Origin of the sequence: Natrinema saccharevitans, from assembly GCF_001953745.1 — an archaeon.
GTDB classification, from domain to species: domain Archaea; phylum Halobacteriota; class Halobacteria; order Halobacteriales; family Natrialbaceae; genus Natrinema; species Natrinema saccharevitans.
In genome coordinates this window covers 399,474-424,396 of sequence record NZ_LWLN01000001.1, presented here as the reverse complement: position 1 = coordinate 424,396, position 24,923 = coordinate 399,474, and the positions used below count along the sequence as shown (strand labels likewise).

25 protein-coding genes, 1 tRNA gene and 1 pseudogene are annotated in these 24,923 nt (G+C 60.5%); 9 read left to right on the top strand and 18 right to left on the bottom strand.

Annotated elements, in window-relative coordinates; translation table 11 throughout:
- The 5 genes from A6E15_RS02155 (at position 1) to A6E15_RS02130 (ending at position 3,645) form a co-directional block, all read left to right on the top strand.
- Positions 1-579, top strand: a complete 579-nt coding sequence (locus A6E15_RS02155; RefSeq protein ID WP_076143204.1) for a hypothetical protein — start codon at positions 1-3, stop codon at positions 577-579.
- Complete coding sequence (locus A6E15_RS02150) at positions 576-1,385, top strand: hypothetical protein (RefSeq protein WP_076143202.1); 810 nt, start codon at positions 576-578, stop codon at positions 1,383-1,385. The genes A6E15_RS02155 and A6E15_RS02150 overlap by 4 nt, the downstream gene beginning before the upstream one ends.
- A 193-nt stretch (positions 1,386-1,578) precedes the next feature.
- Positions 1,579-2,754, top strand: a complete 1,176-nt coding sequence (locus tag A6E15_RS02140; RefSeq protein WP_076148149.1) for a hypothetical protein — start codon at positions 1,579-1,581, stop codon at positions 2,752-2,754.
- Positions 2,755-2,998: 244 nt separating this feature from the next.
- Positions 2,999-3,265, top strand: coding sequence for a hypothetical protein (locus tag A6E15_RS02135; RefSeq protein ID WP_084177325.1), 267 nt, complete (start codon positions 2,999-3,001; stop codon positions 3,263-3,265).
- Positions 3,262-3,645: a hypothetical protein gene (locus tag A6E15_RS02130; protein ID WP_076143197.1), complete on the top strand. Its 384-nt coding sequence runs from the start codon at positions 3,262-3,264 to the stop codon at positions 3,643-3,645. The genes A6E15_RS02135 and A6E15_RS02130 overlap by 4 nt, the downstream gene beginning before the upstream one ends.
- A gap of 272 nt (positions 3,646-3,917) precedes the next feature.
- On the opposite strand, the gene A6E15_RS02125 is transcribed toward A6E15_RS02130, so the two are convergent.
- Entirely contained in the window at positions 3,918-4,172 is a 255-nt protein-coding gene (locus tag A6E15_RS02125; RefSeq protein WP_076143195.1) for a DUF7692 domain-containing protein, read from the bottom strand.
- Positions 4,173-4,468: 296 nt separating this feature from the next.
- Between A6E15_RS02125 and A6E15_RS20200 the strand changes: the two genes are divergently transcribed.
- Entirely contained in the window at positions 4,469-6,082 is a 1,614-nt protein-coding gene (locus tag A6E15_RS20200) for a hypothetical protein (protein ID WP_076143193.1), read from the top strand.
- Between the two features lie 303 nt (positions 6,083-6,385).
- On the opposite strand, the gene A6E15_RS02115 is transcribed toward A6E15_RS20200, so the two are convergent.
- The 7 genes from A6E15_RS02115 to A6E15_RS02085 all read right to left on the bottom strand — a co-directional run bounded on the left by A6E15_RS02115 (position 6,386) and on the right by A6E15_RS02085 (position 11,072).
- Entirely contained in the window at positions 6,386-8,005 is a 1,620-nt protein-coding gene (locus A6E15_RS02115) for a DUF7845 domain-containing protein (protein WP_076143190.1), read from the bottom strand.
- A 2-nt stretch (positions 8,006-8,007) separates the two neighbouring features.
- Positions 8,008-8,295, bottom strand: a complete 288-nt coding sequence (locus A6E15_RS02110) for a hypothetical protein (RefSeq protein WP_076143188.1) — start codon at positions 8,293-8,295, stop codon at positions 8,008-8,010.
- Entirely contained in the window at positions 8,292-8,813 is a 522-nt protein-coding gene (locus A6E15_RS02105; RefSeq protein ID WP_076143186.1) for a hypothetical protein, read from the bottom strand. Before A6E15_RS02105 ends, A6E15_RS02110 begins: the two co-directional genes overlap by 4 nt.
- A 112-nt stretch (positions 8,814-8,925) precedes the next feature.
- On the bottom strand, positions 8,926-9,807 hold the full coding sequence (locus A6E15_RS02100; protein WP_076143184.1) for a DNA cytosine methyltransferase: 882 nt from the start codon (positions 9,805-9,807) through the stop codon (positions 8,926-8,928).
- A complete protein-coding gene (locus A6E15_RS02095) occupies positions 9,800-10,039 on the bottom strand; it encodes a DUF7563 family protein (protein ID WP_049965900.1) in 240 nt (79 codons plus the stop codon). The genes A6E15_RS02100 and A6E15_RS02095 overlap by 8 nt, the downstream gene beginning before the upstream one ends.
- A 168-nt stretch (positions 10,040-10,207) precedes the next feature.
- Positions 10,208-10,279: transfer RNA gene (locus tag A6E15_RS02090), tRNA-Ala, on the bottom strand.
- A 97-nt stretch (positions 10,280-10,376) separates the two neighbouring features.
- Positions 10,377-11,072 carry a rhomboid family intramembrane serine protease gene (locus A6E15_RS02085; protein WP_076148145.1) on the bottom strand — a complete coding sequence of 232 codons (696 nt, stop codon included), beginning with the start codon at positions 11,070-11,072 and terminating at the stop codon, positions 10,377-10,379.
- Positions 11,073-11,385: 313 nt separating this feature from the next.
- On the opposite strand from A6E15_RS02085, the gene A6E15_RS02080 reads away from it, so the two are divergent.
- Genes A6E15_RS02080 through A6E15_RS02070 form a run of 3 tightly spaced genes read left to right on the top strand, consistent with a single transcriptional unit; the run spans position 11,386 to position 14,649 of the window.
- Positions 11,386-12,309: a SagB/ThcOx family dehydrogenase gene (locus A6E15_RS02080; protein ID WP_084177324.1), complete on the top strand. Its 924-nt coding sequence runs from the start codon at positions 11,386-11,388 to the stop codon at positions 12,307-12,309.
- Positions 12,299-13,387, top strand: a complete 1,089-nt coding sequence (locus A6E15_RS02075; protein ID WP_076143183.1) for a TOMM precursor leader peptide-binding protein — start codon at positions 12,299-12,301, stop codon at positions 13,385-13,387. Before A6E15_RS02080 ends, A6E15_RS02075 begins: the two co-directional genes overlap by 11 nt.
- Before the next feature lie 2 nt (positions 13,388-13,389).
- On the top strand, positions 13,390-14,649 hold the full coding sequence (locus A6E15_RS02070; RefSeq protein ID WP_076143182.1) for a YcaO-like family protein: 1,260 nt from the start codon (positions 13,390-13,392) through the stop codon (positions 14,647-14,649).
- Between the two features lie 860 nt (positions 14,650-15,509).
- Here the strand turns inward: A6E15_RS02070 and A6E15_RS02065 are convergent.
- From A6E15_RS02065 to A6E15_RS02025, 10 genes and pseudogenes are all read right to left on the bottom strand, one after another.
- Entirely contained in the window at positions 15,510-16,337 is an 828-nt protein-coding gene (locus A6E15_RS02065) for a methyltransferase domain-containing protein (RefSeq protein WP_076143181.1), read from the bottom strand.
- A 244-nt stretch (positions 16,338-16,581) separates the two neighbouring features.
- Complete coding sequence (locus A6E15_RS02060) at positions 16,582-17,187, bottom strand: CPBP family intramembrane glutamic endopeptidase (RefSeq protein ID WP_076143180.1); 606 nt, start codon at positions 17,185-17,187, stop codon at positions 16,582-16,584.
- Positions 17,188-17,423: 236 nt separating this feature from the next.
- On the bottom strand, positions 17,424-19,280 hold the full coding sequence (locus A6E15_RS02055; protein ID WP_076143179.1) for a serine hydrolase domain-containing protein: 1,857 nt from the start codon (positions 19,278-19,280) through the stop codon (positions 17,424-17,426).
- 21 nt (positions 19,281-19,301) lie between these two features.
- A pseudogene (locus A6E15_RS21845) lies at positions 19,302-19,376 on the bottom strand (twin-arginine translocation signal domain-containing protein); the annotation flags it as partial.
- Positions 19,377-19,550: 174 nt separating this feature from the next.
- Positions 19,551-19,859, bottom strand: a complete 309-nt coding sequence (rpsJ, locus tag A6E15_RS02050; RefSeq protein ID WP_004215311.1) for a 30S ribosomal protein S10 — start codon at positions 19,857-19,859, stop codon at positions 19,551-19,553.
- A complete protein-coding gene (gene tuf / locus A6E15_RS02045) occupies positions 19,860-21,125 on the bottom strand; it encodes a translation elongation factor EF-1 subunit alpha (protein WP_076143178.1) in 1,266 nt (421 codons plus the stop codon).
- 233 nt (positions 21,126-21,358) lie between these two features.
- The gene (locus tag A6E15_RS02040; RefSeq protein WP_076143177.1) at positions 21,359-22,306 is read right to left on the bottom strand and encodes a homoserine dehydrogenase; all 948 of its coding nucleotides are present in this window, start codon (positions 22,304-22,306) and stop codon (positions 21,359-21,361) included.
- A complete protein-coding gene (locus A6E15_RS02035; RefSeq protein WP_076143176.1) occupies positions 22,306-22,872 on the bottom strand; it encodes an amino acid-binding protein in 567 nt (188 codons plus the stop codon). The genes A6E15_RS02040 and A6E15_RS02035 overlap by 1 nt, the downstream gene beginning before the upstream one ends.
- A 154-nt stretch (positions 22,873-23,026) precedes the next feature.
- A complete protein-coding gene (locus tag A6E15_RS02030) occupies positions 23,027-23,392 on the bottom strand; it encodes a NifU family protein (RefSeq protein ID WP_076143175.1) in 366 nt (121 codons plus the stop codon).
- 59 nt (positions 23,393-23,451) lie between these two features.
- The gene (locus A6E15_RS02025; protein ID WP_076143174.1) at positions 23,452-24,870 is read right to left on the bottom strand and encodes an LVIVD repeat-containing protein; all 1,419 of its coding nucleotides are present in this window, start codon (positions 24,868-24,870) and stop codon (positions 23,452-23,454) included.
- Between the last annotated feature and the right edge of the window lie 53 nt (positions 24,871-24,923).

Sequence of the window (24,923 nt, the reverse complement as noted above, 5' to 3'; positions counted from 1 at the left end):
ATGCGCCGGACAATCGCACTCGTCGCGGTCGCGATCGCGATCGCGATGGGCATGGGCGTGGGCCTTGGGCCGGCCGCCGCGCAGGAGCAGCCGGCCAACCAGACGGCGAACGAGTCCGACCAAGTGCCGGTGGTCGACCCTGAAGGTGAAGACGCCCTTCGGACGATCGACAACCAGACACGGGTCACTGATTGGTCCTACTCGCCGGGACGGTTCACGCTCGAGATCGAAGCTGACGAGCCGACCACTGTCTCACTCACTGAGTCGGGATCGTTCGAAGAAGACGCGGAGAGCTACAACTACGCCAAACACGAACTCGAGGAGGGAACGCAGACGGTCACGTTCATGGTCGCGCCGCGGCAGGGCGGAAAGGGCGCGGCCGTCGCGATCGCCACCCAGCAGTCCCTCGAGAACGGCGGCGGGGCGGTCGTCTCGACCGGGACGGTCCAGAGCAACCCGTTCAGCAACTTTGGAGGAACGAGCGGGCTGTTCTCCGGCGTCGCGATGACCTCCGGCTTCGCCGGGCTCGGTGCCTGGTATGTCGTCCGCTCGGAGAACGACGGGGTGGTCGAAGCGTGAGCCTCGAGACCAGCGGCACGTTCGGCAACTGGCGCGACCGCGTGACCTACGTCTTCGCCGAGGCGCAGTTACTCGTCTTCGCCGTGCTGTTCAGCCTCGGCGTCGCGCTTCTGTGGATCCGGCCGTCGGTGCCGGGCATCCCGCCGATCGCGGTCGGGTGGTTCGCCGCGGCGATCCTCTTAGGACCGCCGCTGTTCGCGATGTTCGTCAGCGGGGCCCGAAAGCTCCGAAACCGCCGGATGGTCGACGTGTACCACATCAACGGCGTCGACGATACCCGCCGCAAGCTCTACGTCGCCCCCGAAGTCTGGAGCGAGAAGACCGTCGAGGGACCATCGCCGTACCGAGTGAACGACGGCGACGGCTTCGAAGTCCGCGAGTTCACCTACCACGAGGACACCGGCCAGCTCGTCGTCCGGGGCTGTTACTTCAGCCAGTTGGCCGACTCCAAACTCGTCACGATCAAGGCCATGCTCGAGGACATCCACGGCGATCTCGTCGACGCTTTCCTTGAGTACAATCGACTCCGCGGCCGGATATCGAAGATGGGGCTCGAGATCCAGAGCGACGTAATCAACGAGGAAGCCGAAGCCGACGAGCGCGGGCTGATGAACCCGCGGACGACCGTTAAGGATCGCTTCGAAGCAGCCAAGGACGACGCCGAGGCTCGAGACGTCGACGAGATCAAAGACGTCTCTCAGTATGTCGACGACTATACCGAGACCCACGGCGATCGGACGCCCGTTGAAGCGGACGAATCGGCACCAGAACAGCCTGCAGCGACTGACGGGGGGACTAACCGATGAGATACATCCACGACGGAGAGCTACGGAACCGAACAGTAGACCCGCCGACCGTGTTCGTCTTCGATGAGCTGGCGACTACCAGGACCGGACGGACGAATACCGCGCTCAGGACGGCACTACTGAAACAGCGGAAAACAACCACCACTCCGCTACTCGTCGGCCATGAACCGAGCCAATGGAGGTGGACCGATCGATGAGCGACGAACAGGACAACTTCACGGTCGGCGGCTTCGCTGAGTGGCAACAGGGCAACCAGGCGAAAGATCCCGACGAGGTACTACCACACACGGGGTTCGTCCGCGACGAACAGATCGACCGCCAGATGACCGTCCGCGCCCTGCACCACGATCCCGATCGGTGGGACGGCAAGGCGGCAGCGACCTATATGGACGTACAGAAGAACCGTGACATCCTCCGCGGCGAGGGCGGCCACACCGCTCGCCAAGCCCTCGAGAACGGCGACACGCTCACGCTGAAACACTACATCGGTGACCCGAGCCAACAGGCCGATCTCTCGGGTATCAAGGCGATCACCCGCCTGCAGGAGATCGTCGCCGGGCCCGCACCCGTGATCGTGGTTCTCGGCGAAATGGGAGCTGGCAAAACGAACCTCGCATGTCTGCTCCTGCAGCTCCGTGACCGCTGGGTCGACGGCGATCTCCTCGTCGGCTCGAACATCCGGACGCTTCCACGTAACGACGACTGGGTGCGCGACGACGGCACCGTCGAGGACGGCTGGATTCCCAACTTCCCGCTCCTCGAGGAGTGGGTCGGTCAGGACGGCAACCCGGTCGAGAACCCCCAACAGCCGAAAGCGTTCGTCGGCGACGAGTTCTCGACGAACGCCTCGGGAACCGGCTCAGACGGCCAGAAGGTCCGCAAGCTGATGGGGCCGCTCGTGTTCAAGATCCGCAAGTACAACGGGATGCTCATCTACATCGGCCACGACGAGTCGTCGATCCATCCGATGCTCTGGCGCGTCGGGACAATCATCAAGAAGCCCGATCGCAACAACAAGGGGAAAGCGATCGTCGCCGACCGGATCTCCGGCGGCAAACTGCAGGACGTAGACCCGCGCCCGTTCACCGGCATTCCACCCGCGGACTTCGAACCCCACACGAACGACGAGGCCGACTGGTCGTGGTCGGCTCCCTCGAGCAAGGACGACGGCCCGGCGATCGCCGAAGACGAGGTAAAACGGGTCGCTGCGTGGACGATGGAAGAGTGCCGGCAACAGGGAATGTCGGCCCGCGAAACCGCCGAGTTCGTTCCGTACAGTCACGCTACCGTCTCGAACTGGTGGAACGACATCGATGAAGGCGGTGAGAAGCGAGAGTGGGTTAACACCGTCGAGCGGGTGATCGCATGACTGCGTCGGGGTGGAAACCTGTAAAGCGTAACCTGCCCCACTTTAGAGAGAAGCCCAACGCCCACGGCCCACCGCGTTCGCTCCCGGTCGGGAGCGAACGGAGAGCGATGGGCCCGCCGTCGCTGCAGTCAGCGGAGGAGGATATATATCAACGCGCGGAGCGCGTGTGTAGACCTCAGAAAAGTGATGTTTTCGAAGGGCGATTTCGAAGAAATCGCGACGCGCGTCATGGAGGGCGATCGCCGTGGCGGTGATCCTCCTTCGAAACCTCGCGTTCGTCGCTCGGTTCACCACCGTCGATCTCGCCCATCAGCTCCGGCGCGACCTCGAGCGTGGGGTGTTCTCGAAACAGACCCTCGGGTTGATCGGCGTCGCGATCGCCGTCGCGGTGTTCGCGCTCGGGCAGGGTGAGTGGTCGGTCGCGGTCCTGTCGCTCCTACTCGCTGGGTTCTTCACCTACGGCCCCGCTCGAGCGGATCGACGCTGGCGAGACGATCGGAGGGTACCGTGAACAGGTCGAAACGCGCGAACCACTTCGGAACAGCCGTCGAGAAACGAATGGCCGAGAAGCGCCGCTTCGACCTCGAGCGGGCGAGCTGGCACGACGCCCGGTTCGGCAACGGGACGCCGGTCGAAATCAAGTCGACCATGCACGAACACTCGGACGGCCAGCCTGGTAACTGGAAGGTCTACCGCGAGTACCACGAAAAGCTCCAGCGTCACGACGGCTGGTACTGTTTCGTCGTCTACCGGCCACATGGGCGCTCGGGCTGTACGGTCCTCCGGGACAAGATGGTCCGCGCGGGTGATCTCCCGCTACTCCGATGGCACGGGGGCGGCGATCACCGCGGGACCGAACAGGCGAAGGTTTCGATCGACTCGATCTTTTAGGAGAGAGTGTCTAACCGGCACCGTTTGCTTGTTTCCAATCTGTATGGCCAACAGGATTATTGTAGTCCAATTGAAACTCATAAACGGCGAGGAACGATTCGGTCGTTGTCCGACAGAATCTGCCGACTCCGAGACAGGCGGCACCTCGCCCCTGGGATCATTTCGACACCAATTGTCACCTTGACAGGGGTCTCAGGCCTATCCGATCGATTCCCATCATCGGAAGGGGGCTTCAACGCCGGCTCCCAGTCGGCGTTTCTCGAGAGACCGATTCACTCTGTAGTGACGACGATCTCGTCTTCGATATCGAACGTCATCGCTCGCGTCGACAGCGTCTCGGCGATCTCCCGGCGCTGCTCGAGGGTGAGGTCGTCGCGCTCGAGGACTTGACGGGCGGCTTGGACGAACTTCGGTACGTCGTCGCAGGCGCTCACGACCGCTTTCGTCTTGTTGCAGTCGTAGAAGTCGGCCGCGCGTTCGATCGCGTCCCGTCGGTACGCGTAGTCGCCGTCGGTCCTGATTCGCATACTCGTACACACGACCCCCGAAATCCTAGTTTTTTCGACTCACTGGACGGCCCATTTCGGCACACAACCGGCGGAACCTGTTGGTCAGTTAGAGACGAACGACGGTTCAAGCGACGGATCGACTCGAAATATGCACACGAGGTGTCGCGGCTCGTGTGCATATTCGGGAATCGAATTCTGTCGACGTGCGACCCCAGGGGGGAGGGAGAGAAGATACGAAAAAGTGAAGAGTGAGATACTTGTCTACCAGTAGTATTTTTGTTACTGACTTTCTTGGTCAGACACAAGAACCGATCATGGAACAAACTCGTATTATTCAACGGAGCACTAGCCCAATTTATGTCTATTACCGAGAGATTCAAGATACAGATCTAAACACGCGGACTATCACTGAGGAGGAAGATATAATAAATTTCAATGATGTGTTAGACGGATTTGAACGGCAAACAGGCCAGCATGAGTTTGATGATCTTGATATGGACCAAAATCCTAAGCTCATGCTCAATTCTATTTTTGAAGGATATCCCGATCATAATTCACAGCAGTGTGTGATGCTTGTAAATGACTTCTGTAGCAGTATGCATACAAGTGCTCGTCAGGAAGGAAAATATGCAGTTTTGATCATAACTGAAGACTCCATATTTATATGTCACACAGACAGTAAGGAAAAGTCAATCACAAAAAATGCAGATGTGATCGAAAGACTGCTTGATACAGATAATGTCAATAAATATGCTGAATTCCGACAACAGTCAGAAGAGACTATTGTTCGACACTATGAACGCCATAGGACCAAATCACTTTCCGATTGGTTGGGTATTGAAAACTTTGAAATATCATATCAGGATGCTGGCGAGATTAGTATATTTACAGAAATTGACGACTCTACATGTGCATTCCAATACGAAAAAGACGAGTTTGTGAATAAGTTCCTCAACACTGACAGTGGTTATGAGATTATGGAGAATCTTTTTCGAACGCCAACTAATGAATATTCTGTCGAGCAAATCCAGTTCGGTCGACGGAATTATGAAAACACCGACGACTTCCTTCAGGATTTCTACAGCCTGTATTACGATGTAAAATCATATCAGGATCATTTTGCACAGGTAGCTAGCTCTATGGAACCTTGGCAGGGGAACATCTACGACCACAAAAACAAGGTCACAAAAGGAAAGAACGGGCAGAAATTTGTAATCAAAGACCACAATGATTTCAACATTGTATTTGCATATAAAAACATCGAACTTTCCACTCAATGGAGGCTCGAACTCACCCAGAAGTTCCTTGATGGTGTACCTACGCAGTTCACCCACGCCGGGAATCCTTTTTCTGAAGAGCCAGTCAAAATAGGTTGTTTCGAGATCTACAACGATGTCGAAATTGATGGCCTCGATGAGCTAAATCGACTCTACGAAACTCTTCAACGCGGTGGAACTGGAGAACAGCTTTCAAATCTTCTTGCGTATGTGATTTTTGTTGTTGCAGCAGAGTGGTCCGAACCTCCTTTAGCTCAATTCTTCCCACAGCTCGCGTCAAAATACGCAAACCGACTGGATGCTGATGGCGTTGTGATCCGTGACGAGGATAATATTCTTGAGTTCAAGTCGAACGAATGGTTCGGAATTAGTGATGATGATGAATTAGCTAAGCGAATCTCAAAAGAAATACAGGGAGATACTCGTCTCCTCATCGGTGGTATTGACGAAGAGGATCAGTCTATCCGCCCAATCAATCGAAACCGGTTCGATTCAGAGAGAAATACATCGATCAGAAATAAAGTTAGAAACCTAAATGGAGACCATGATTCGATTACCCTGAAATCTGTACGGTTAGGCAGTGGTGATTGCCTACTGTTCGTCTTCAGTGTTAGGGGAGATCATTCATTCAATTTTGACGCTATCGCATAACTGCAACTACAGTTTGATGTAGAGACACATTCCACCAACACCTCCGTTTCATGTGGATCAACTGGAAACCTGCGGAGGCGGGGGTGGAGCGTTGTAATTTTTTGGTTCAGTCCCCTTGGGGACACCCGCCAAGGGGGCTTTCGCGCGAAGCGCGAAACGACCCCGCCGGCGTTGCGGTGCGATCGCGGTGCCTCCCCCTCCCTCGAGGGCGAAATACAACCAGCGTTGTCTAAGCACCAGTGTTAGTCAAGCAAACTTGCAGAAAACAGCGAAAACGACAGCGTTGCCACTATGCGGGCCGGTTCAGCGGTCCGCAACTGCGCCGACGAATCCGGTCTCAGTCCCGCCGCCCGGAGTCTTCCAGGTAAGCTCGACACCGCGGAGGACGGTCGGGTCGTTCCCCGACTTCGACCACTTCTCGAGGGCCTCGGTGGCGATCGTCGCGACGTTCTCGAAGCTATCGGCCTTCAGTCGCGAGAGGATCGTATCGATCCGCATCTGTCGCGGATCGCCGTTCTCGTCGAACTCGAGGTCGGCGCCGTTCTTCGCGAGCCACTCCTGGAAGGGCGACGACTCGGCGACGTGGTCGGCCAAACCCATGATGTGTTGCATCCGGTCGGCGTAGCTCTCGATCGCGTACTCGGCCGACTCGACGAGCGCCCGCAGTTCCTCCCGATACTTTCGGGCCCGGAACGACACGTCGCCCTGATCTAGCTCGAGGATCTCGCCGAGGTCGGAGATCGCCCGGTAGATCGTCGCGGGGTGCTTCCCCAGCTGGTCGGCGAGATCGTCGACGGTCGCACCGCCGTCGGTCGCGACCGTCTCGGTCACGTCGCGGGCGGTGTCGCCCATGTCCCGCAACGTCGTCATCAACAGGTGGTCCGTCTTCGCCTCGAGGCGGGGTGTGGGGTCCTCGTAGAGTTCGACCAGGTCGTCACGGGCGACCGCGTCGAAGTGATCGTCCGCGACGTAAACGCCGCTCCCGTCGGGCCCGAGCGGGATGTCTTCCCAGTGGAGCGCGTTCAACAGCGTCTCCTCGATCTGCTCGGTGACCTCGTGGCGATCGGCCCACGCCCATCCCTCGCCGTCGTTCATCGACTTGTTCACCAGAACCTCCACTTTCGGATGGTACGACGGGTGATCTTTCGAGACCGCGTCCGGATCGGCCAGCTGGTAAATCTCGAACTTCCGCCCGTAGGTGTGGCCGGGCAGCAACTCGCCGGCCGACGTGGGGTTCAAGAACAGCCGGTTCTGGTGGTTGATGATCTCCTGATTGTCGATATGGAGTTCGGCCTTCACGCCCTCGAGATCGGAGAGATAGTGCGCGACCTTCTGCAGCACACCGGCCGACGACAGCTTTTCCGCCCACTCGCGGCGAATGCGGACGTAGCGCTCGTACGCCCACATCCGACTCGCCGGGTGCGGCTCGGTTCTGAAGTACTCGGAGTGAATCCGCTCGCCGGCATGATCGAAAATCGCCTCGAAGAACTCCGGTAGCAGCTCGAGTCCGCGCTCGGGTTCGATGTTGCTGGTGTGGAACTCGACGTCGACGCCGTCGACCTCGCCGACCTGATTCTCCCACGGGAGCTGTAGTCGCTCGCCGCTCTCCCAGTGACGCATGTTCGGGAACCGCGGTGAGAGGTTGTACGATGCCTTCCGCTCACCGCGCCCGCGGCCCTTGATGTCCCACTCGTAGAGCCGCTCGGCGTTGATCCCGTCCGATAGTCGCGGCGCGAAGCCGGACTTGCTGTAGCTGACCTCGAGGTGCCAGGGCTCGCCGTCGATCTCGGTGTCGATCTCGAGGTAGCCCTCGAAGGGCGGCCCGAGCATCACCGATGACAGCGCGTCGTACGGACCGCGACCCCAATCGGGCCACTTCCATCGGCCCTCGATCTCGTGCGGTGTCGTCTCGACTTGGGACACCGCTACTCACCCCGTTCACTCTCGAGCAACCCGGTTAGGACCGCAACCGGGTTCCACCACGTCGCGCCCTGACACGGGTAACAGACGTGTTTGAACGACGTGCAGTCGCTCGCCTCAAGGGCGGTCGGGTCGGCGTCGGGTTGGTCCAGTTCCTCGAGGCTGGCGCGCTTGACGCGGGTCCGTCCACAGCCCACGCAGACGGCGTCGACGGGGATCCCGGACTGTCCGGCCTCGGCGCTGGCCAACTCGGCCTCGAGGTCGCGATCGTCGCTTTCGGTGTCGACGCTCATCGGGATCCCTCCACGGATACCGACGGATCGACGCCTGCCGGATCGATCACGTGCGACCACGCGAGCTTCGCGACCTCGGACTCCGAGCGCTCCCCGCCGACCTCGTACCACCGGCCGGAGAGCAACTCGTCGACGAGCGTCGCCGGCACGATTGCCCGCGCGACCTGGGGCAGTCCCGGCCGCGGCAGGTAGACCACAAACAGGTACATCCCGCCCGCCTCGAGCAACCGGTCGTGCGCGGCGCGCTTGACGTAGAACCGTCCCCGAGTCGACCGATCGCCGTTGCTCGTCTCTATCTGACAGCCCTTGATCTCGACAGGGACGCCGGGCTCGACGAGGACGATCCCATAGAACGGCAGCGACTGATCCGGCTCGAGGACGGCGGTCGTCTTGGCGTCGTGCCAGGTCGCGGTCCGATCACCGACGTACTCGAGCGCGTCGACGGCCTGGACGATCTCGCCCTCGAGGGCGTCGCCGCTGGCCTTCGGACTCTCGAGTTCCGACGCTCGAGAACTCATAACGGGCCCTCCCGCGCGTTCCGAACCGCGCGCGTACACTCGGGACAGAGTCGGCGAAGCGCGTCGACACGGTCACCGCAGCGTTCACACTCGTCAGATTCGACAAGCCGGCTCATCGCGAACCACCGTCCTCGCTATCGGTCGCTGTGTCGCGCGAACACGGCTCCCCACCATCCGCGACTGCAAGTAACGTCTGCTGCTCGTAGGTGTCCCTCGAGTCGAAGACGTGTTTTCCGAGTTCAGGGTGGACCGCGTTCCGAAGTACCTGAGTCGGATCGTTCGAGGTACCCAGATAGATGTTCTTGGACAGCGAGATACCTAACCACGACTCGAGTTTGTTCCGGTCGGAGGGGTTCCCACTGGTGAACGGGAAATCACGCTCTGGTACGTCGAAATCGGGGATGTGATAGTTCGACCAGAACAGGTGTCTCCCGACTTTCTGACCCGGAATCAGTTCGTCGTAGTATGGATCGACGTTTTCGACGACCCAGTCCCCGTCGAAAATCTTCTCGAGGAAGACAATCTCTTGATAGAGTCGCATATCCGGATAGTCCGGCTCTCGACTCGCGTTGTGCGCCTCGTCGGAATGCCACATCGCGTAGCTAACGCTTGAGTGACTCTGACACGGTGGACTCGACCAGATAAAGTCCCAATCGTCGTCGTAGTGCTGTTTCAAGAACGTGTGAGCGTCCGCGACGATCACGTCGTCCTCCGGGTACTGGCGCTGATACTCAGCAGCCACTTCCTCGTCGATCTCGACGGCCGTCACGTCAATGTCGTCCCACAGCTTCCGGTTGCCGCCGATCCCGGCGTACAGATTCAGGACACGTGTTCGTTCGGTACCGCTCGAGGACTGTCCGCCGTCGGTACAGATCTCTCGATCCTCGAGCGCGCGGCGAACGTCGGCGTCGGTCGCTTGATCGGCCGGATGGGCGATGGGCGTCCGACTATCGACATCGTACAGCTCGCTCGCCCGGACGAACCCACTACGCATCGGCCTCACCCCCGTGGCGGCCCTCGGAGGTTTCCGGATCGGGGACCGCCACGTCGACACCAGCGGCGGACCCGCGGCTCAGACGCGCGTACGTATCGCAGTCACCACAGCGGTGGGCCCGGTCCTCGTCGTCGCCGAAGACCCGGCGGAACCGGTCCGTCACATGAGTGCCACAATGGAGACAGGTAGACTGCGTTACCTGTCTCGAGAGTGTGGTACTCACGCCGACCACCCCGGATTTCCTTCGCGGAAATCACGGGACTGCGCGGACCCGAATTCGGCATCGTTCGTCCCTCGATTTCCTACGGGGGTTTGTACGAATTCGGAACCCGCGTATAATTCGGTAGCAGTCGCGAGACTCGCGACTAACCGGGTAATTCGAAACGTTACAAGAGTCGAATGGACTCGCCGGGATTTGAACCCGGGGCCTCTTCCTTGCGAAGGAAGCGATCTGCCACTGATCTACGAGCCCTCGCGCATTCCTATCCGTGGTTTCTATTTGAGGCTTGTGTTTCGACGCGGGGTCGGGAGACACCACCACGGGTGCGGACGGTATTCGAGGATATCACTCAGACTCTCGCGGAGTCCCTCCCTGCTCCGACAGCGAGGACGCGTGCCCGCCCGGCGACGGCACCGACGACGAAGCCGGTGAAGTGCGCGAGCAGGGCGACGCCGGGGGAGGCGGTCGCAGCGGTGACCGCGACCGCGAGGCCGACGACCACGAGCGCCGACAGCCAGGGCGGGACGTCGACGATCGAGCCCAGCCCGCTCGAGAGGCGGTTCGACGCGAGGAGGTAGCCGAGCAGGGCGAAGACGGCGCCGCTGGCACCGAGGACGCCGGGCGAGGGGGCGACGGGGACCAGTGGCACCGACGCCAGCAGTCGCGTGAGAACGATCTGGGCGGTTCCAGCGACCGCGCCCGTCACGGCGACGAAGGCGTGAAAGCGGGCCCGCGTCGTCGCTCGCGCGACCGGCCAGCCGAAGACCAGCAAGGCGAGGCCGTTCGAGACGAGGTGGCCGAGGCCGTCGTGGGCGTAGACGCTCGTGACGATCGTCCACGGGTTGGCGGTCAGCGGCGGTCCGAGGACGAAGAACGTCCCCATCACGCCGACCAGCGCGGTCAGCCCCTGGACGACGAAGACGAGGACGAAGACGACCAGCACCTCGAGGACGGCGCTGCTCGAGCGGGGCCCCGACTCGTCGGTCCCGGAATCGGCCTGCAGGTACGTCCCTACCTGTGATCGTGACCGAGAGCGCCGTTTCATATGGACGAGTACGACGGCGAGCGACAAAAGTCCCAGCGCGGTCGTGATTCGATCGACGGTATCGATGGTGAGACGGGGTGGGGAGTTTCGCGTCGACTCTCTCTCGGAATCACAGTTACTGTCGGAGGCAGTACTGGAAGCGGCGACTCCACTCGTAGCGTATCCACCGGTCGTAATCGAGATGGCGTCGGCAAGCGAGTCGCCTTCGAACGCTCCGAGGAGACTGGTTGACGCGGGGTGTGTGATGGTTTGGTTCTTGTCTTATTAAAAATAGATATATTTATTGTCTAGGTAGACAAATTCATAGTCAAGAATGGATACAGCCATATTGAACCAGTTGATGACGGCGGAGTACAGTGGACGAGCGACGCGTCCGAAGCCGGATCGGGAGGACCTGTACCGGTACACACACAAAGAATTTCTCGACGCTGATCTTGCCGAGATATTCCACGAAAATACGAAACTCACCGAAAACACGAACCGCATCGACGACCGGACGACATCGATGTTTTTGACGAACGAGACGATGACATATGTGTGCCAGCAGATCAGTCCGGACTACGAGGGGAGGGAAGTCGTGGATTTGCCTGCTCCCGACGAGTCGCTCGAGACGGACGTGGCTGTCGCGATCAAACGGCGCCGATCCAAACGGTCATATGCCGGTGAGGGGATCTCCAGACAGACGTTATCCAATCTACTATACTATAGTTGTGGCATTACGGAGACTTCCGTCCCGAACGACGAAAGACCGGTCTCCGGTGTCGAAATGGAACTTCGCGCGTATCCGTCTGGAGGAGGGCTCTACCCGGTCGAAACCTATCTTGCAGTACTCACCGATAGCCAGTCGCTCGATCGAGGGCTCTACTACTACGTGCCACAAGGCCACAAGCTTCGAAAGCTGGGTGGAGCAGCCGAGTGTTCCGACGTTCTGGATGCGTTCCAGAAGGGGGGCGGTGTGACGGTAGAAGATGCAGCCGTCAGTCTCCTGTTCACCGCCGCGTTTTGGCGCTCGAAAGCGAAGTACGGCACCCGTGGATACCGATTTGCGCTTCAAGAATCGGGGCATATCATGCAAAACGTACAGCTCGCGGCGACGAGTTTGGGCCTTCACTCCATTCCGATATCGTCAGTAAACGAACGCGCTATGGAAGACGTGCTTGATATCAACGGCGTCGACGAAAGCATCGTGTATACGGGCCTCGTCGGGGTTCCAGCGGAGGTGGAAGATGATGCGTGACAGCGGACATTCGTCCATTGAGCGACTGGAGAAGCCGAAATTGAATCCATCGTTCGTTGCGATCCAGTCGGGAGAGAATACGTACCACATTAGGGCGGGTCCGTGGACCGGGCCGGTACTTACCATCGAGGAAACGGACGAGGAAGATGCGATCGGGGATCTCTTCGAACACTTGGACGGAGAACACACCCTCGAGGAAATCTTCGAGGCGTTCGATGAAGACGACCACGCGGCGATCACGTCGTTGCTCGAGCGGATGGAAGACCGGAATATAATCTACGACGGGGCAGATATCAGAACCGACTACGGCGGCCCCCAGTTGATGCTTTCGCCGCGGTTCAAACGCGAGGATCGCAGGCGACTGGATGAAACCGATGCGCTGGTGATCAACGCGGGTTCGATCGGTCCACAGGTCGCTCGGGACTTGATCGAAAGCGACGTCGGAACGGTACGCTTCGCTCAGCCGATTCCGGAGGCCCGGGCCGACGTGTCGGATCTTCGTTCGGACGAGCGATTCCAGCAGGTAGCTGACGGGGATTACAACGACGCCATCGCGGACGCCACTGCAGTGATTTATGCTGCGGATCGGGCCTACCCGGCTCTCGGCGAGGAAGTGAGCAGGATCGCAGACGAAACCGGAACGCCTTGGATGCTCGCTCAGGTGAGCGGATTCGATGGCTTAGTCGGGCCGACGGTTTTCCCGGGCGAGACCGGCTGCTATAATTGTCTGCAACGCCGGATCGCGGCGAACATTAACGACGAAACGTACGACATGTATCGGGAAGCACTCTCACGACAGTCGGGACTTGCGGCCGAAGGACTCCCATCATACAATCGAATGGTCGCTGGGTACGCCAGTATCGATTTTCTCCACCTCCTCGCGTACGGTCAGTCCTTTACCGTCGGCCGATCGCTTGTGATCAACTTCTTGGATCTCTCGGTTGAGGTTAACGACGTGCTTCGGCTGCCTCGATGTGACATTTGTGGAAAGGATCCCGGCGATGACACGCCGCGGTTCATCACGATCCGAGATCGAGTCAAGGCGGGAAAACTCGAGCGGCTGAGCAGGGAGGGATAAGTATGCGTATTACGGAACACGATCGACCGCTTCCGGCCGAATACGAGTGGCTCCTCGGGCGAAAGACTGGAATCATTAAACGCATAAACGTCTGGTACTCCGACCGGGCCAGTCCGCAGTTGCTCTCGAGTGGGATCATCGAAACCGATACGAGTACACTCCGCAACGACGACAAATCCAGCATCGAAGCAGGGGGAAAGGGTGAGAACGTCAGCGCGGCCCTGCAGACCGCATTCGGTGAGACCGTCGAACGCTACTGCATGGACATACCCGACGAAGATCGCATTTGTCGTGGCGCGTACGCCGAGATGAAACGAGAACACGAGGTCGTTGATTTTGAGTACTTGGATATCTATTCGGATCCCGGATCGATTCCACAGATCGAACCGATCGATACGGATACGTCGATCCCTTGGACGGCAGGCGTAAACCTTCTCACTGGAGACACGATCTATGTTCCCGCGGAACTCGTCTGGAGTTTCAAGGGGCCGCTCAAGAACGACGAGAGACACTTTATCGGGACTTCGAACGGGGCAGCTGCCGGTCGTAACGCCCGTGACGCAATTCTGGCAGGGCTCTATGAGGTCATCGAGCGTGATGGGTTCATGGAGACCTGGCTCAACCGTTTGTCTCCTCGAAAGATCCTTCCGGAACGGGTGCCCGGGTTGGATGACCGATTGGAAGCGTTTTTGCCCACCAACCACTTCGAATATCATCTCTTCGAGTACGACACACTGGTCGATGTACCGGCCTACGGGGCCGTTCTCGTCAATCAGCGCGATGAGTATCCGAAGTTCATGATCGGTAGTGCTGCCGGCCCGGATCGGAGCGAAACGATCGAGGAGGCGCTCATCGAAGCGGCACAGGGTTGGATACATATTAACAAGCTCAAAGCAGATCGGAGTCCCGACTCGGTCCGGTTCGGCGATGAGATCTGGAATTTCGAGGACAACGTCTTGTTGTACGGCAACCCCGATAACTTCGCTAAAGTCGAATTCCTACTCGACGGCGACCCAGGTGCCCCTCGTCATGAACCGCTCGGTGAGGCAACCTACAGCGAGTGTCTCCGCCGGCTCGAGGCTGCTGGATGTACGCCGATCTGCGTCGAAATAACGACACCCGAAACCGCCCACGTCGGCATTCCTGCCGTTCAAGTCATCGTCCCCGAATTGATTCCGTTACAGGTACCGTCGGCTATCCCCGACGAACACCCGCGGTGTGAGGGGAGCGACATCTATGAGGTTCCGCATCCGTTTCCGTAAGCTCCGCTCGCGGAACGGAAGACGTAGTCGGTCCGCATATCACAGCCACACCGATTCGACGATAGAACAGAAGAGACGATTTCAGGGGGAGAGGAGTCTTGGCTGCGACCGACCGGAGACACAGTACGAAACAGCCCTCGGACTGTGGTCGAAAAATTCGGGGAACAGTTGTGAACAGTTGACTCCCGCGCCAATGCGGAAGCGAACTGCTGACGGTTACAGGCGGTCAAGGCAAATGCCCCGGGGCTTGACCCCGAGGCGGTTCACGCCGACCTACTGCCTACGTCCCGCAGCAACACGGGGGAAGGACGCCTGCACAGCAGGAGCAGGAACCTGGCGCGACCGCTTCAGTTGCGTCACTATTCTCGCTCTCGTCGCTAATTTCAAACTCCATACTGCAAGTTACTAATAGAATCGACAGAATATAAATTTTTCTTAATTACTATTAAATAGCTATTCTATCGGGAGAAAAGTTACCGGAGACTCGAGAAGAAAGCCCCGTCGTTTAGCGTGGGGAGGATGTCAAATCGTAGTTGGCGGTAGCACCGTAGCCGACGTGTTGCACGACGGGAGTCAAACCGAGGATCGAAAAGCAGTGGGTACGCTTGAGCCAGGAGTCAATGTAGGATATGTCACATTAGATGGGTTCGAATGCCGTCTCTCCCGTCGACGAGAATCGTTCGGATATGCGTCTCCGCCGCGGGATACTTACGACCCACAACCCAGTGTTCGAAATCCGTGGTCCGTCGGGGAGAGAGGTATCAAAACGATTGCCAACGGATACAGCGACTATGCAGGAGAACCGCGTCCGTCGGTTGAATGCGCTGTCGCTGGTGATGCTAGCCAGGGGGAGACTCGTTTCAATCGGTGCGATGGGGAACTCGTGCGACAACAGTGAACGCAGTTCCAGCCGCTAAAAACTGCTCGTTTTCCGACGCCTGTTTTATTTCCATGAGCCACTGCTCCGCCTCATCCTGACTGATTAAACCGGTCTCTATCATCGCCTTCAGTCTCGGTTTCAACCGGAACGAAAGGGTCGCTTTCTCGGCGTCGGCGATCGTGACGGTGTGAGCGTTCGTTTCGATATCATCGAACCCGGACTCGCTGAACAATCGGTATAATTTCCGCCCTATCGAGGGGTGCTGGACGGGAACGAACTGAGGTTCCATGATATCGGACCCGATCTCGGAATTCGGTGCATCGAGGAGATACATCTCCCAATCCGGTTCGACGGCCCAGATCAGCCCACCGGATCGAGTCACACGTTTTAATTCCTGAATAGCAACTTTAGGACGGGAGACGTGCTGTAGGACGCGGGACGTTCTCGATCGGTCGAACTCGTCGCGTGAAAACGATAGTTCTATACCATCGTCGGTGACGAATCGTGTGTTTTCTCGATCACCGTATCTCTTTCTTGCTTCTTCGACCATCGATTCGCTCTTGTCTGCTCCGACGACCGTCCCCGTCTCACCGACGTATTCGGCGAGACCGTCTACGTCGACCCCGATACCACATCCCAAGTCGAGAATTCGATCCCCCTCGTTCGGACGGAGCGCTCGATAACTGTATTCTTTGGCTTCTTTAGCCCATTGCGTATCAGACACCGAATCGAGGTACTCGATATACTGTTCCGGATCGTGACTGTCGTCTATATTCTCCCAGTCGACCTCTCCGAAGTGGACATCCATACGTCGAATAAAATAAGCATATGTATTTAATTTATTGATAATAGCGGAAGTTAAATCGGTCGAGGGACTCATACGGCCCTATACGTCGGGGACGCCGGTGAAAGGTTCCGGCGTGGATCGTCAAACGGACATCCATACCGCTTTGCAAGCGTTGCTCCAACTTTGACGACTGCCGTTTCGAATCGTAGGTCTGGGTGTACGAAGGAAACGCTCAGTATCGAATCGGGAGGAGTTCTTCGGCCGGTCAAGGCGTGTCGATATGGACTACAACGGCTGCAAGGTTGTATCCACAGTGTGCCAACAGCGGGGGTACGAGTGATCCAGTCACTACGAAAAGCGTCCCGTAAACGAGGCCGTTCTCGAATTTAAATAGCATCTCTGTCTTCCCGTAACCACTATGATGGAGTCCGAACGAGAAGGCAGATCCGACAGTATAGACCACGGTTCCGAAGCGATCGGACAGAAAAACGTAGCCCGCTCTGAAAATAACCTCCTCGAAAATCGGAACGAATAATACGGGCGCCATCGTCACCAGCGCTTCCGTCCCCTTTCCGATAGGATCCCCGACCACACGTGTCTTGATGTACGTATCAACGGCGTACACGCCGATCCCGAGCGGAATCGCCACAGGATACAGCCACCGAAACGCCAGTGGGATCTCGATCGGACTGGCAAATACAACAGCAGTACCGATGACTACCAGTAAACCGCTGTTAAACCAGTGGGCATACCGACGAAAGTTGATCGGGAGCCAACGGCGTACCACAACGTAGACGGTCATTACGTACGCCAGCGAGAGCAGCGGGGTGGCCAAGAGTAGGCCTATCCAGAACGGAGGGATGACGTCCATCAGGATTATTCCGATCTTTATACAGTAAGAACTTGTGATTCTCGCTTGCAACCGAGGGCCACACACTCGACTACAGCGTTTCTCACATGCACTCGGCCACCGAATGAACGGTTAACACGGTTGTAGCGGTGCATCGCAGTCACGAGGCCGCCGACATGGCTGTTCTCTGGCGTGTATCACAACGACGGCGCTGCAATAGAGGGCGGAAGCCACCGGCGCAGCGATCGCAGCGCTCGTCACAACGCCGACATCCCGAGGAGGTTCCAGTAGCGAAACAGCCACAGGAGTACTGCGAGTGCACCGACGACGAGGGTGTAGTGTACTCGAGCGGGGAGGGACCAGAGCCCCTCGTACCAGGCCAAAACCGTGTAGACGGCGCCAACGAGCGTTGCGGCGGCAGCGGCGGTGGGCATGACAAACAGGAGACCGAAGCCGGGAGGTGGCCGATTGATAACCGCTGGACCGCCGAAACGCGGAGCGAGCATCCAAACGATCATGATTGCCGTGACGAATCCGAATAGGAGCGCACCAGCGCCGCCTGCTGACCATCTCGAGCGCCGTGTCCGTGTAGATTCGGGCGGCGACGATCCTCGGTATCGACGAACCACCGCGGCGAGGGGCCAACCCAATACCCCTGAGAAAGCGATGAGCGACGATCCGATTGCCAGTCCCGTCTGGATTGCCAAGTCTTCGTGTCGGGAGACCGGAACGAGTGTATATGGCAGTGTGCCGGTGGCGCGGGCCGTGATCTCTTCGTACGGCAATGGGCTGATCGAAAGTGCCGTAATCTCTCCGTCGTCCTCGTGAAACACGAGCGTCCGTTGGTCGTCAATCCGACGGAAGACGAGCGGTTCGACCTCGACCCAGCGAGTCGTACTGGCCCCCTCGGTAACCAACATCCCGTCGTCCTCGATCCGTACCTCCGTGTCGGGAACGAAGTACGCTGCAAGCAGTGATTTCTCATAGGTCGTACTCTCGGTGACCTGAAGTTCGCGGTACGTCCCCTCGAGATCGTCAGCCCGCTCCGGGCGGCCGTCGGGAGTTAGTTCCCGCTCGGTCGTCGGGACATAGCGATCGAGAAACGCGTCCTGAACCGACCAGACCGCAGAGCCGGGCTCGGTTCCTAGAAACGAGACGAACAGCCCGAGATCGAGTTCCGGCACGAGGATGAACGAACTTCGGTAACCGGGCCCGTCTCCGGCGTGGGTAAGAAGGCGAACGTCGTCCCGATGGCGTTCGAAAAACCCGAACGCCATCCCGTCGGCCGTCTCGTGGGGAGCGAACCACTGTCGGTGCATCTCGTCAGTCGCGGCTTCGGAGAGGATACAGCCAGCGTCGGTCGCACCGCCGTTTAGGTGGGCCAGCATGAACTGTGCCATGTCGTCTCCCGTCGACCATAGCCCGGACGCGGGCGGGCTATTTGAGTACCACGGAAGATAGTTCATCAGGTCGTCACGGGTGTCCGACTCGAGGTGATTTGGAATCGCCTCGAACGTGGTTCGATCCATTCCGAGCGGGTCGAAGACGTTGGTTGCGGCGTACTCGTCGAACTGCGATCCGGTGGCGTCTGCCACCAACTGGCCGGTCAACGCGCCTGCGTAGTTCGTGTACACCAGCAATTCGCCCGGCGGGCGGATCCGGCTCGGCTGATAGGAACTGACGGCGTTTTCCAGAGATTGTCGATGCTCGAGGCCAACCGTCTCGTTCCGGATCCGGTTCTCGAAGCCAGCGGTATGGGTCGCGAGGTGTGAGACCGTAATCGGCTCGTCATACGTGTCGGGAATCGACACCGACTCGAGAACATCGTTTACGTCCTCGTCGGAATCGATACGATCCCGTTCAAGCAGTTGCATCGCCGCGGTGAAGGTGATCAGTTTCGAAATCGAACCGGTCTGGAGCGGTGTGGCATCGGCTGTTACCGGGGTCCCGTCGTACGGTGTCTCTCCGTACCCCGCTGAGAGAGCGACCGATCCGTCGTTGACGATCGAGACGACCGCACCGGTTGCGTCGTGGCTTGCGAGTTCCGACTCGATCGTCTCATCGACGAAGGTTTCGAGGGCATCGCGATCTACCGGGAGAGAGCCGGGATTCATCGCGTGTGTCCGGTCCGGAACCCCGCCGAGCCCTATCGCGGCACCCGCAGTGGCGCTTCCAACAAGAAACCGCCGTCGGGAACTGTACACTGCCATACCAATAATTATAATAATACACAATATTGAAAGTAACGGTGCGACACGTCTAACGCGTGCGGATCTGTCGCATCAACGGATCGCTGATGGTTCTAAGCGGTCTACCCGTTGTCCAGTCCGGATCAGCCGGTATAAATGAAAAGAGCCGAAACGATACTGGGGTTCTCGCTACGGCTAATCCTCGAGAACGATCTCGATCGAGACGTCGTTCGGCACCTGAATGCGCATGAGCTGTCGGAGTGCGCGTTCGTCGGCGTCCAGATCGATCAGGCGCTTGTGGACGCGCATCTCCCAGTGCTCCCACGTCGCAGTGCCTTCGCCGTCAGGCGATTTCCGGGTCGGCACCTCGAGGGTCTTCGTCGGCAGCGGGATCGGACCGCTCAGGTTGACGCCGGTGTTGTTCGCGATCTCGCGGACGTCGTCGCAGATGTCGTCGAGGTCGTCTGGACTCGTGCCCGCGAGTCGAACGCGTGCTTGCTGCATTTATTCTTTCTCGTGGACTTCGAGGACCTTGCCGGCGGCGATGGTCTGACCCATGTCGCGGATGGCGAAGCTCCCGAGTTCGGGGATCTCGCTGGCAGGCTCGATGCTGAGGGGCTTCTGCGGTCGGATGGTGACGACCGCGTTGTCGCCCGACTGGATGAAGTCGGGGTCTTCCTCGGCGACCTCGCCAGTGCTGCCGTCCATCTTCTTGTCGATCGACTCGATCGTACAGGCGACCTGCGCCGTGTGTGCGTGGAAGACCGGGGTGTAGCCGGCCGTGATCACGCTGGGGTGTTGCATGACGACGATCTGGGCCTGGAACGTCTCTGCGACGCTCGGCGGGTCGTCCGCGGGACCACAGACGTCACCGCGGCGGATGTCGTCCTTGCCGATGCCGCGGACGTTGAATCCGACGTTGTCACCGGGTTCGGCCTTGGGCACCTCTTCGTGGTGCATCTCGATCGTCTTGACCTCCCCGCCCACGTCAGAGGGCTGGAAGGAGACGTTATCCCCGGTGTTCATGACGCCGGTCTCGATACGGCCGACGGGGACGGTACCGATGCCCGAAATCGTGTAGACGTCCTGGATCGGCAGTCGGAGCGGCGCGTCCGTCGGCGGCTCCGGCTCCGGCAGGTCGTTCAGCGCCTCGAGCAGGGTCTCGCCGTCGTACCACGGCGTGTTGTCGGAGGATTCGGCGATGTTGTCGCCTTCGAACGCCGAGATCGGGATGAACGAGGCGTCGTCGGTCTGGAACTGAACCTGCTTGAGCAGCTGGTTGACTTCCTCGACGACCTCGTTGAACGTCGACTCCTCGTAGTCGACGATGTCCATCTTGTTGATGCCGATGATGAGTTCGTCGATACCGAGGGTTCGAGCCAGGAAGACGTGCTCCTGGGTCTGGGGCGCGACACCGTCGTCGGCGGCGACGACGAGAACGGCGTTGTCGGCCTGCGAGGCCCCGGTGATCATGTTCTTGACGAAGTCTCGGTGGCCCGGACAGTCGACGATCGTGAAGTCGTAGGCGTCCGTCGAGAACTCCTGGTGGGCGATGTCGATGGTGACACCACGCTCTCGCTCCTCGGCGAGGTTGTCCATGACGTAGGCGAACTCGAAGCCGCCCTTCCCCTTCTCTTCGGCTTCTTCGCGGTGCTGTTCGATGACGTGCTCGGGTACGCTCCCCGTCTCGTAGAGGAGTCGCCCCACGAGCGTACTCTTCCCGTGGTCGACGTGACCGATGATGGCCAGGTTCTGGTGTTGGTCGCTCATTGTTGTAGCTCACGCGCAGAGGCGCTTATATCGGTCCCTTTGGCTCGTTGCGGTTAAAACCATTTCGAAAGCGTATTCGGTCCATCCCGCCGCCCTCTTGCGGTTTGGCTAGCATTCACACGACACGGACCGCTCGCGAGAGCGGGATTACGACCAGTCGGTCACGCACGGCGTCGAGAACGAGCGACCGATCGGAAGCGCCGAAAAACGAAGCGTCCGGGGGAGACAAACGGTTACAGCGGCGGGAGACGGCCGACGTCAGACAGCACCGCAGTCGCCGTCTCCGGGCCGCCCGCGCCGCGGCCGCTCGAGTGCAAGGAGCCGGCGTTGCGGGTCTCGATCTGGACGATGTTTCGCGTGCCCGTGACCGCGAGCGCGCCGTTTTCGGGGACGAGTCGCGGGCCGACGCGGACGCCGTCGCGGGTCGCCTCGCCGATCAGCCGGATCGTCCGGCCGTCCTCGGCGGCGAGATCGAGCGCGCTGCCGGGAATCGACTGGATCCCGTCGACGCTCGCGTCCTCGAGTGCGAATCCGCCGTCGGCGAGTACGTTCGCGAGGATGACGAACTTCAGCGCCGCGTCGGTGCCGTCGACGTCGAAGGTCGGGTCGGCCTCCGCGACGCCGAGGTCCTGGGCCTCCGCGAGGACGTGTTCGTAGTCCAGTCCCTCCGCGGCCATGCGCGTGAGGATGAAGTTCGCGGTGCCGTTGAGGACGCCGCGGACGGCGGTGACCGATTGGGGCGTGCAGTCCTCGATCGTCGACAGCACCGGAATCGCGCCGCCGACGGTGGCCTCGAACCGGATCGAGCCCGCGCTGTCGGCCTCGAGCGCGCGGAGTTCCTCGTAGCGTTCGGCGACCGGGCCCTTGTTGGCCAGCACGGCGTGGCGGTCGGCCTCGAGCGCGCGCCGGACGTGCGAGAAGCCTGGTTCGGCGTCGCCCAGCGTCGTCGGCGTCGCCTCGACGAGGACGTCGTACTCGGTCTCGAGGACGTCCTCGGGATCGCTCGTCCCGAGGGTCTCGTCGCCGGCCTTGCGCTCGAGGGCGGCCTCGACGGCGATCCCGTCGGGGTCGACCGCGGCGCTCGTGGAGTCGGCCAGCGCGACGACCTCGTGGCCGTACTCGCCGGCCAGATCGGCCACCGAGCGGCCGACGTCGCCGGCACCGAGGATCGCGAGCCGCATCAGGCCTCACCTCCGAGCAGCGGTTCGACGACGGTCAGCCCCTTGTCCGAGCCGATCGATCGGATCGCCGCGATGGCTTCCTCGGAGCGGCCGGAGTCGATCGCCAGCCGGGCGCGAGCGCTCGAGATGCCGTCGGTGCCCTCGGGCGCGGCCAGCGAGAGGTCCTGAACGACGGCGTCGGCCTCGTCCTCGATCCGCGAGAGGGTGTTCGAGAGATCGGTCTCGACGAGGTTGCCTACCAGTACGACGCTGACCTCCTCTCCGTAGTGTTCCTCGCCGGCCTGAATGACGTTGACGCCGGCGTCGCGCAAGGCGTCGACGATGTCGTCGAACCGGTCGGGCGGGCACTCCAGATCGACCTCGACGGGGATGTGTCCCCGCGGTGTGATGTTGCCCCGCTGGTGGTGAATGCTCAACAGATTGCCGCCGTTGTCGGCGATCGGGGCGAGCGCGCGAAGCAACTCGCCGGGTTCGTCGACCAGCTCGAGCCGAACGGTGTACGCGCGGACGCCGCCGTCGGTCTCGGCGTCGGGCTCGTCCTCGCCGGAATCGGGCGCGTCACCCATCGCCGACACCTCCCGCCTGCAGGCGTCTACTCGTCATGGTATCTAACGTCCGTAACGGGCGCGTAAAAGGATATAGGACTTCCCAAAACTATCCGCCCCTGTCAACATGAGACACACGGGGTTCGAAGCGAAGCACGAACCGGCGTCCGAACCGTCAGAGGTGGTCCTTCCCGGGGTTCGAGGATCCCCAGTCGCCGCGGCCGCCCTCGGTTCGGTCGATGCCCATGATCGACTCGGGCTGGTCGGGGCCGCCGAGACTGTCTCGAGCGTCCGGCACTCGAACGGTCACCTCGTCGATTTCAGGCCACGTGATGAGCTCGGCCTCGATGTTGCCCGTGGTCACGTCGCTGACCGAACACCCCTTGCAGCCGCCGCCGAGTTCGACGATCACCTCGCCGGTCTCGGGGTCGGCCGCCCGCACCGCGCTGGTCCCGCCGTGCATCTGAATGATCGGCATCTCCCGGGCCATCCACTGCTCGACGCGTTCTTTCAGAGACGGCTCGTCCTCGGAGTCGGTCATGTGCCGTCCTAGTCGCTCGAGCGGGGTATACCTTCGGTCACGACCCCAAAACAGCCGAATTAATCCTGAACGTTTCCGTTCCCGCGTCGGCGGAGCCACTCGAGGCCGGCCGCGCCCCCGGCGAGGGCGGCGAGTCCGGTGAAGCCGGGAATCGAGTCGTCGCTCGCGGTATCGTCCCCCGCCCCGTTCCCGTCGGACCCGTTCGACGGATCGGGGTCTCGCAGCGACGGCGGATCGGCCTGTTCGCCGGACTCGATCGGAAAGGTGTAGAGTGCCCCCTCGAGCGCGGTGGTGGGAATCGCCTCCGTACTCGAGGCGACGAACGTCTCGCCGGGGACCGCGACGCGGGCCGTCCAGAAGGCCGTCTCGTCGGGGTCGCGCCACCAGGCGAGCTGCTCCGGCTCGTTCGGGTCGGAGACGTCGTGGATCTTCACGCCGCCCCGATACCACGACGAGTAGAGGCGGTCGTTCCGGAGGTCGAAGTTGTGCGAGGTCGTCCACTCTCCGTCCGCGTAGCGCTCGGCGTCGGTCCGGGGCGGATCGATCGATCCCCTGTGGACCGGCTCGGCGGGGTCGCTCACGTCGTAGAGATCGATCTCGCCCGGCCGATCGGGCGCGTCGCCGCCGGTCGCCCAGGCCTCTCGGCCGACCGCCAGAAGATCGCCGGCCTCGTCGACGGCCGCGTAGTGGTCGTTGCCCGGCAGTCCGTAGACGGTGTCGTCGCGACCGGCCCCGCGTTGGGCCTCGAGAGTGGTATCGGCGACGTGGGAGACGTACGCGGGGGCGGTCGGATCGCTCACGTCAACCAAGTAGGTGCCGGCGTTCCAGTAGGGGAGGTAAGCGACGTCGTCCTGTACGGTGACGTCGTGGAGATAGCGGCCGAGAAACGGCCGGTCGCGCCAGCCGGGTTCGCGGTCCAGCAGCGACCACGAGCCGACCTGCTCGATCCCGTCTGCGACGTCGAAGATCGCGAGCGCGTTCGTTCCCGTCTCGAAGTCGTTCTCGGCGACGAACAGCCGGTCGCCCGCGAGCGTGCAGTTGTGGATGTGAAAATCGGTCTCGTACTCGTCGACGGGCGTCGGCTCGGCGGGGTCGCGCACGTCGTAGCAGCGAACCCCCATCGGCTCGTAGCCGGGGTTGGCAGGCCCTGCGACGACCAGCCGGTCGCCGTCGACGCTCACGTCGAGGACGTTGCGAAGTGACTCGCCGCCGATCTCGACGTCGCGCTCAGCGAGGACCGTCGGCTCGGCGGGATCGCTCACGTCGACGGTCGCGAATCCGGTCGTGGTCGCGAGATACGCCGTGTCGCCGTCGTCGCCGACGACGGCCTCGGCGGCGGCCTCGATGTCGACCCGGCCGAGCGGTTCGTAGGAGGCCTGTCGCGCGGTCGCTGACCCCGTTCGAGCCGTCGTGACCGTGGCCGCGCCCGACAGCGACACCCCGACAGCGCTGGCCCGGAGGAAGGCTCGTCGCTCCATACGTATCGCCTCTCGTCCAGCTATATAGAAGGGGCCACTCGAGCGGAGCGGGA

Coding starts and splice junctions, on each gene's coding strand:
- A6E15_RS20200 (WP_076143193.1), top strand. CDS start 4,469: ATGGAACAAACTCGTATTATTCAACGGAGCACTAGCCCAATTTATGTC.
- A6E15_RS02155 (WP_076143204.1), top strand. CDS start 1: ATGCGCCGGACAATCGCACTCGTCGCGGTCGCGATCGCGATCGCGATG.
- A6E15_RS02035 (WP_076143176.1), bottom strand. CDS start 22,872: ATGGGTGACGCGCCCGATTCCGGCGAGGACGAGCCCGACGCCGAGACC.
- A6E15_RS02085 (WP_076148145.1), bottom strand. CDS start 11,072: ATGAAACGGCGCTCTCGGTCACGATCACAGGTAGGGACGTACCTGCAG.
- A6E15_RS02075 (WP_076143183.1), top strand. CDS start 12,299: ATGATGCGTGACAGCGGACATTCGTCCATTGAGCGACTGGAGAAGCCG.
- A6E15_RS02140 (WP_076148149.1), top strand. CDS start 1,579: ATGAGCGACGAACAGGACAACTTCACGGTCGGCGGCTTCGCTGAGTGG.
- A6E15_RS02105 (WP_076143186.1), bottom strand. CDS start 8,813: ATGAGTTCTCGAGCGTCGGAACTCGAGAGTCCGAAGGCCAGCGGCGAC.
- A6E15_RS02080 (WP_084177324.1), top strand. CDS start 11,386: ATGGATACAGCCATATTGAACCAGTTGATGACGGCGGAGTACAGTGGA.
- A6E15_RS02025 (WP_076143174.1), bottom strand. CDS start 24,870: ATGGAGCGACGAGCCTTCCTCCGGGCCAGCGCTGTCGGGGTGTCGCTG.
- A6E15_RS02040 (WP_076143177.1), bottom strand. CDS start 22,306: ATGCGGCTCGCGATCCTCGGTGCCGGCGACGTCGGCCGCTCGGTGGCC.
- rpsJ (WP_004215311.1), bottom strand. CDS start 19,859: ATGCAGCAAGCACGCGTTCGACTCGCGGGCACGAGTCCAGACGACCTC.
- A6E15_RS02110 (WP_076143188.1), bottom strand. CDS start 8,295: ATGAGCGTCGACACCGAAAGCGACGATCGCGACCTCGAGGCCGAGTTG.
- A6E15_RS02065 (WP_076143181.1), bottom strand. CDS start 16,337: ATGGATGTCCACTTCGGAGAGGTCGACTGGGAGAATATAGACGACAGT.
- tuf (WP_076143178.1), bottom strand. CDS start 21,125: ATGAGCGACCAACACCAGAACCTGGCCATCATCGGTCACGTCGACCAC.
- A6E15_RS02125 (WP_076143195.1), bottom strand. CDS start 4,172: ATGCGAATCAGGACCGACGGCGACTACGCGTACCGACGGGACGCGATC.
- A6E15_RS02100 (WP_076143184.1), bottom strand. CDS start 9,807: ATGCGTAGTGGGTTCGTCCGGGCGAGCGAGCTGTACGATGTCGATAGT.
- A6E15_RS02070 (WP_076143182.1), top strand. CDS start 13,390: ATGCGTATTACGGAACACGATCGACCGCTTCCGGCCGAATACGAGTGG.
- A6E15_RS02060 (WP_076143180.1), bottom strand. CDS start 17,187: ATGGACGTCATCCCTCCGTTCTGGATAGGCCTACTCTTGGCCACCCCG.
- A6E15_RS02055 (WP_076143179.1), bottom strand. CDS start 19,280: ATGAATCCCGGCTCTCTCCCGGTAGATCGCGATGCCCTCGAAACCTTC.
- A6E15_RS02030 (WP_076143175.1), bottom strand. CDS start 23,392: ATGACCGACTCCGAGGACGAGCCGTCTCTGAAAGAACGCGTCGAGCAG.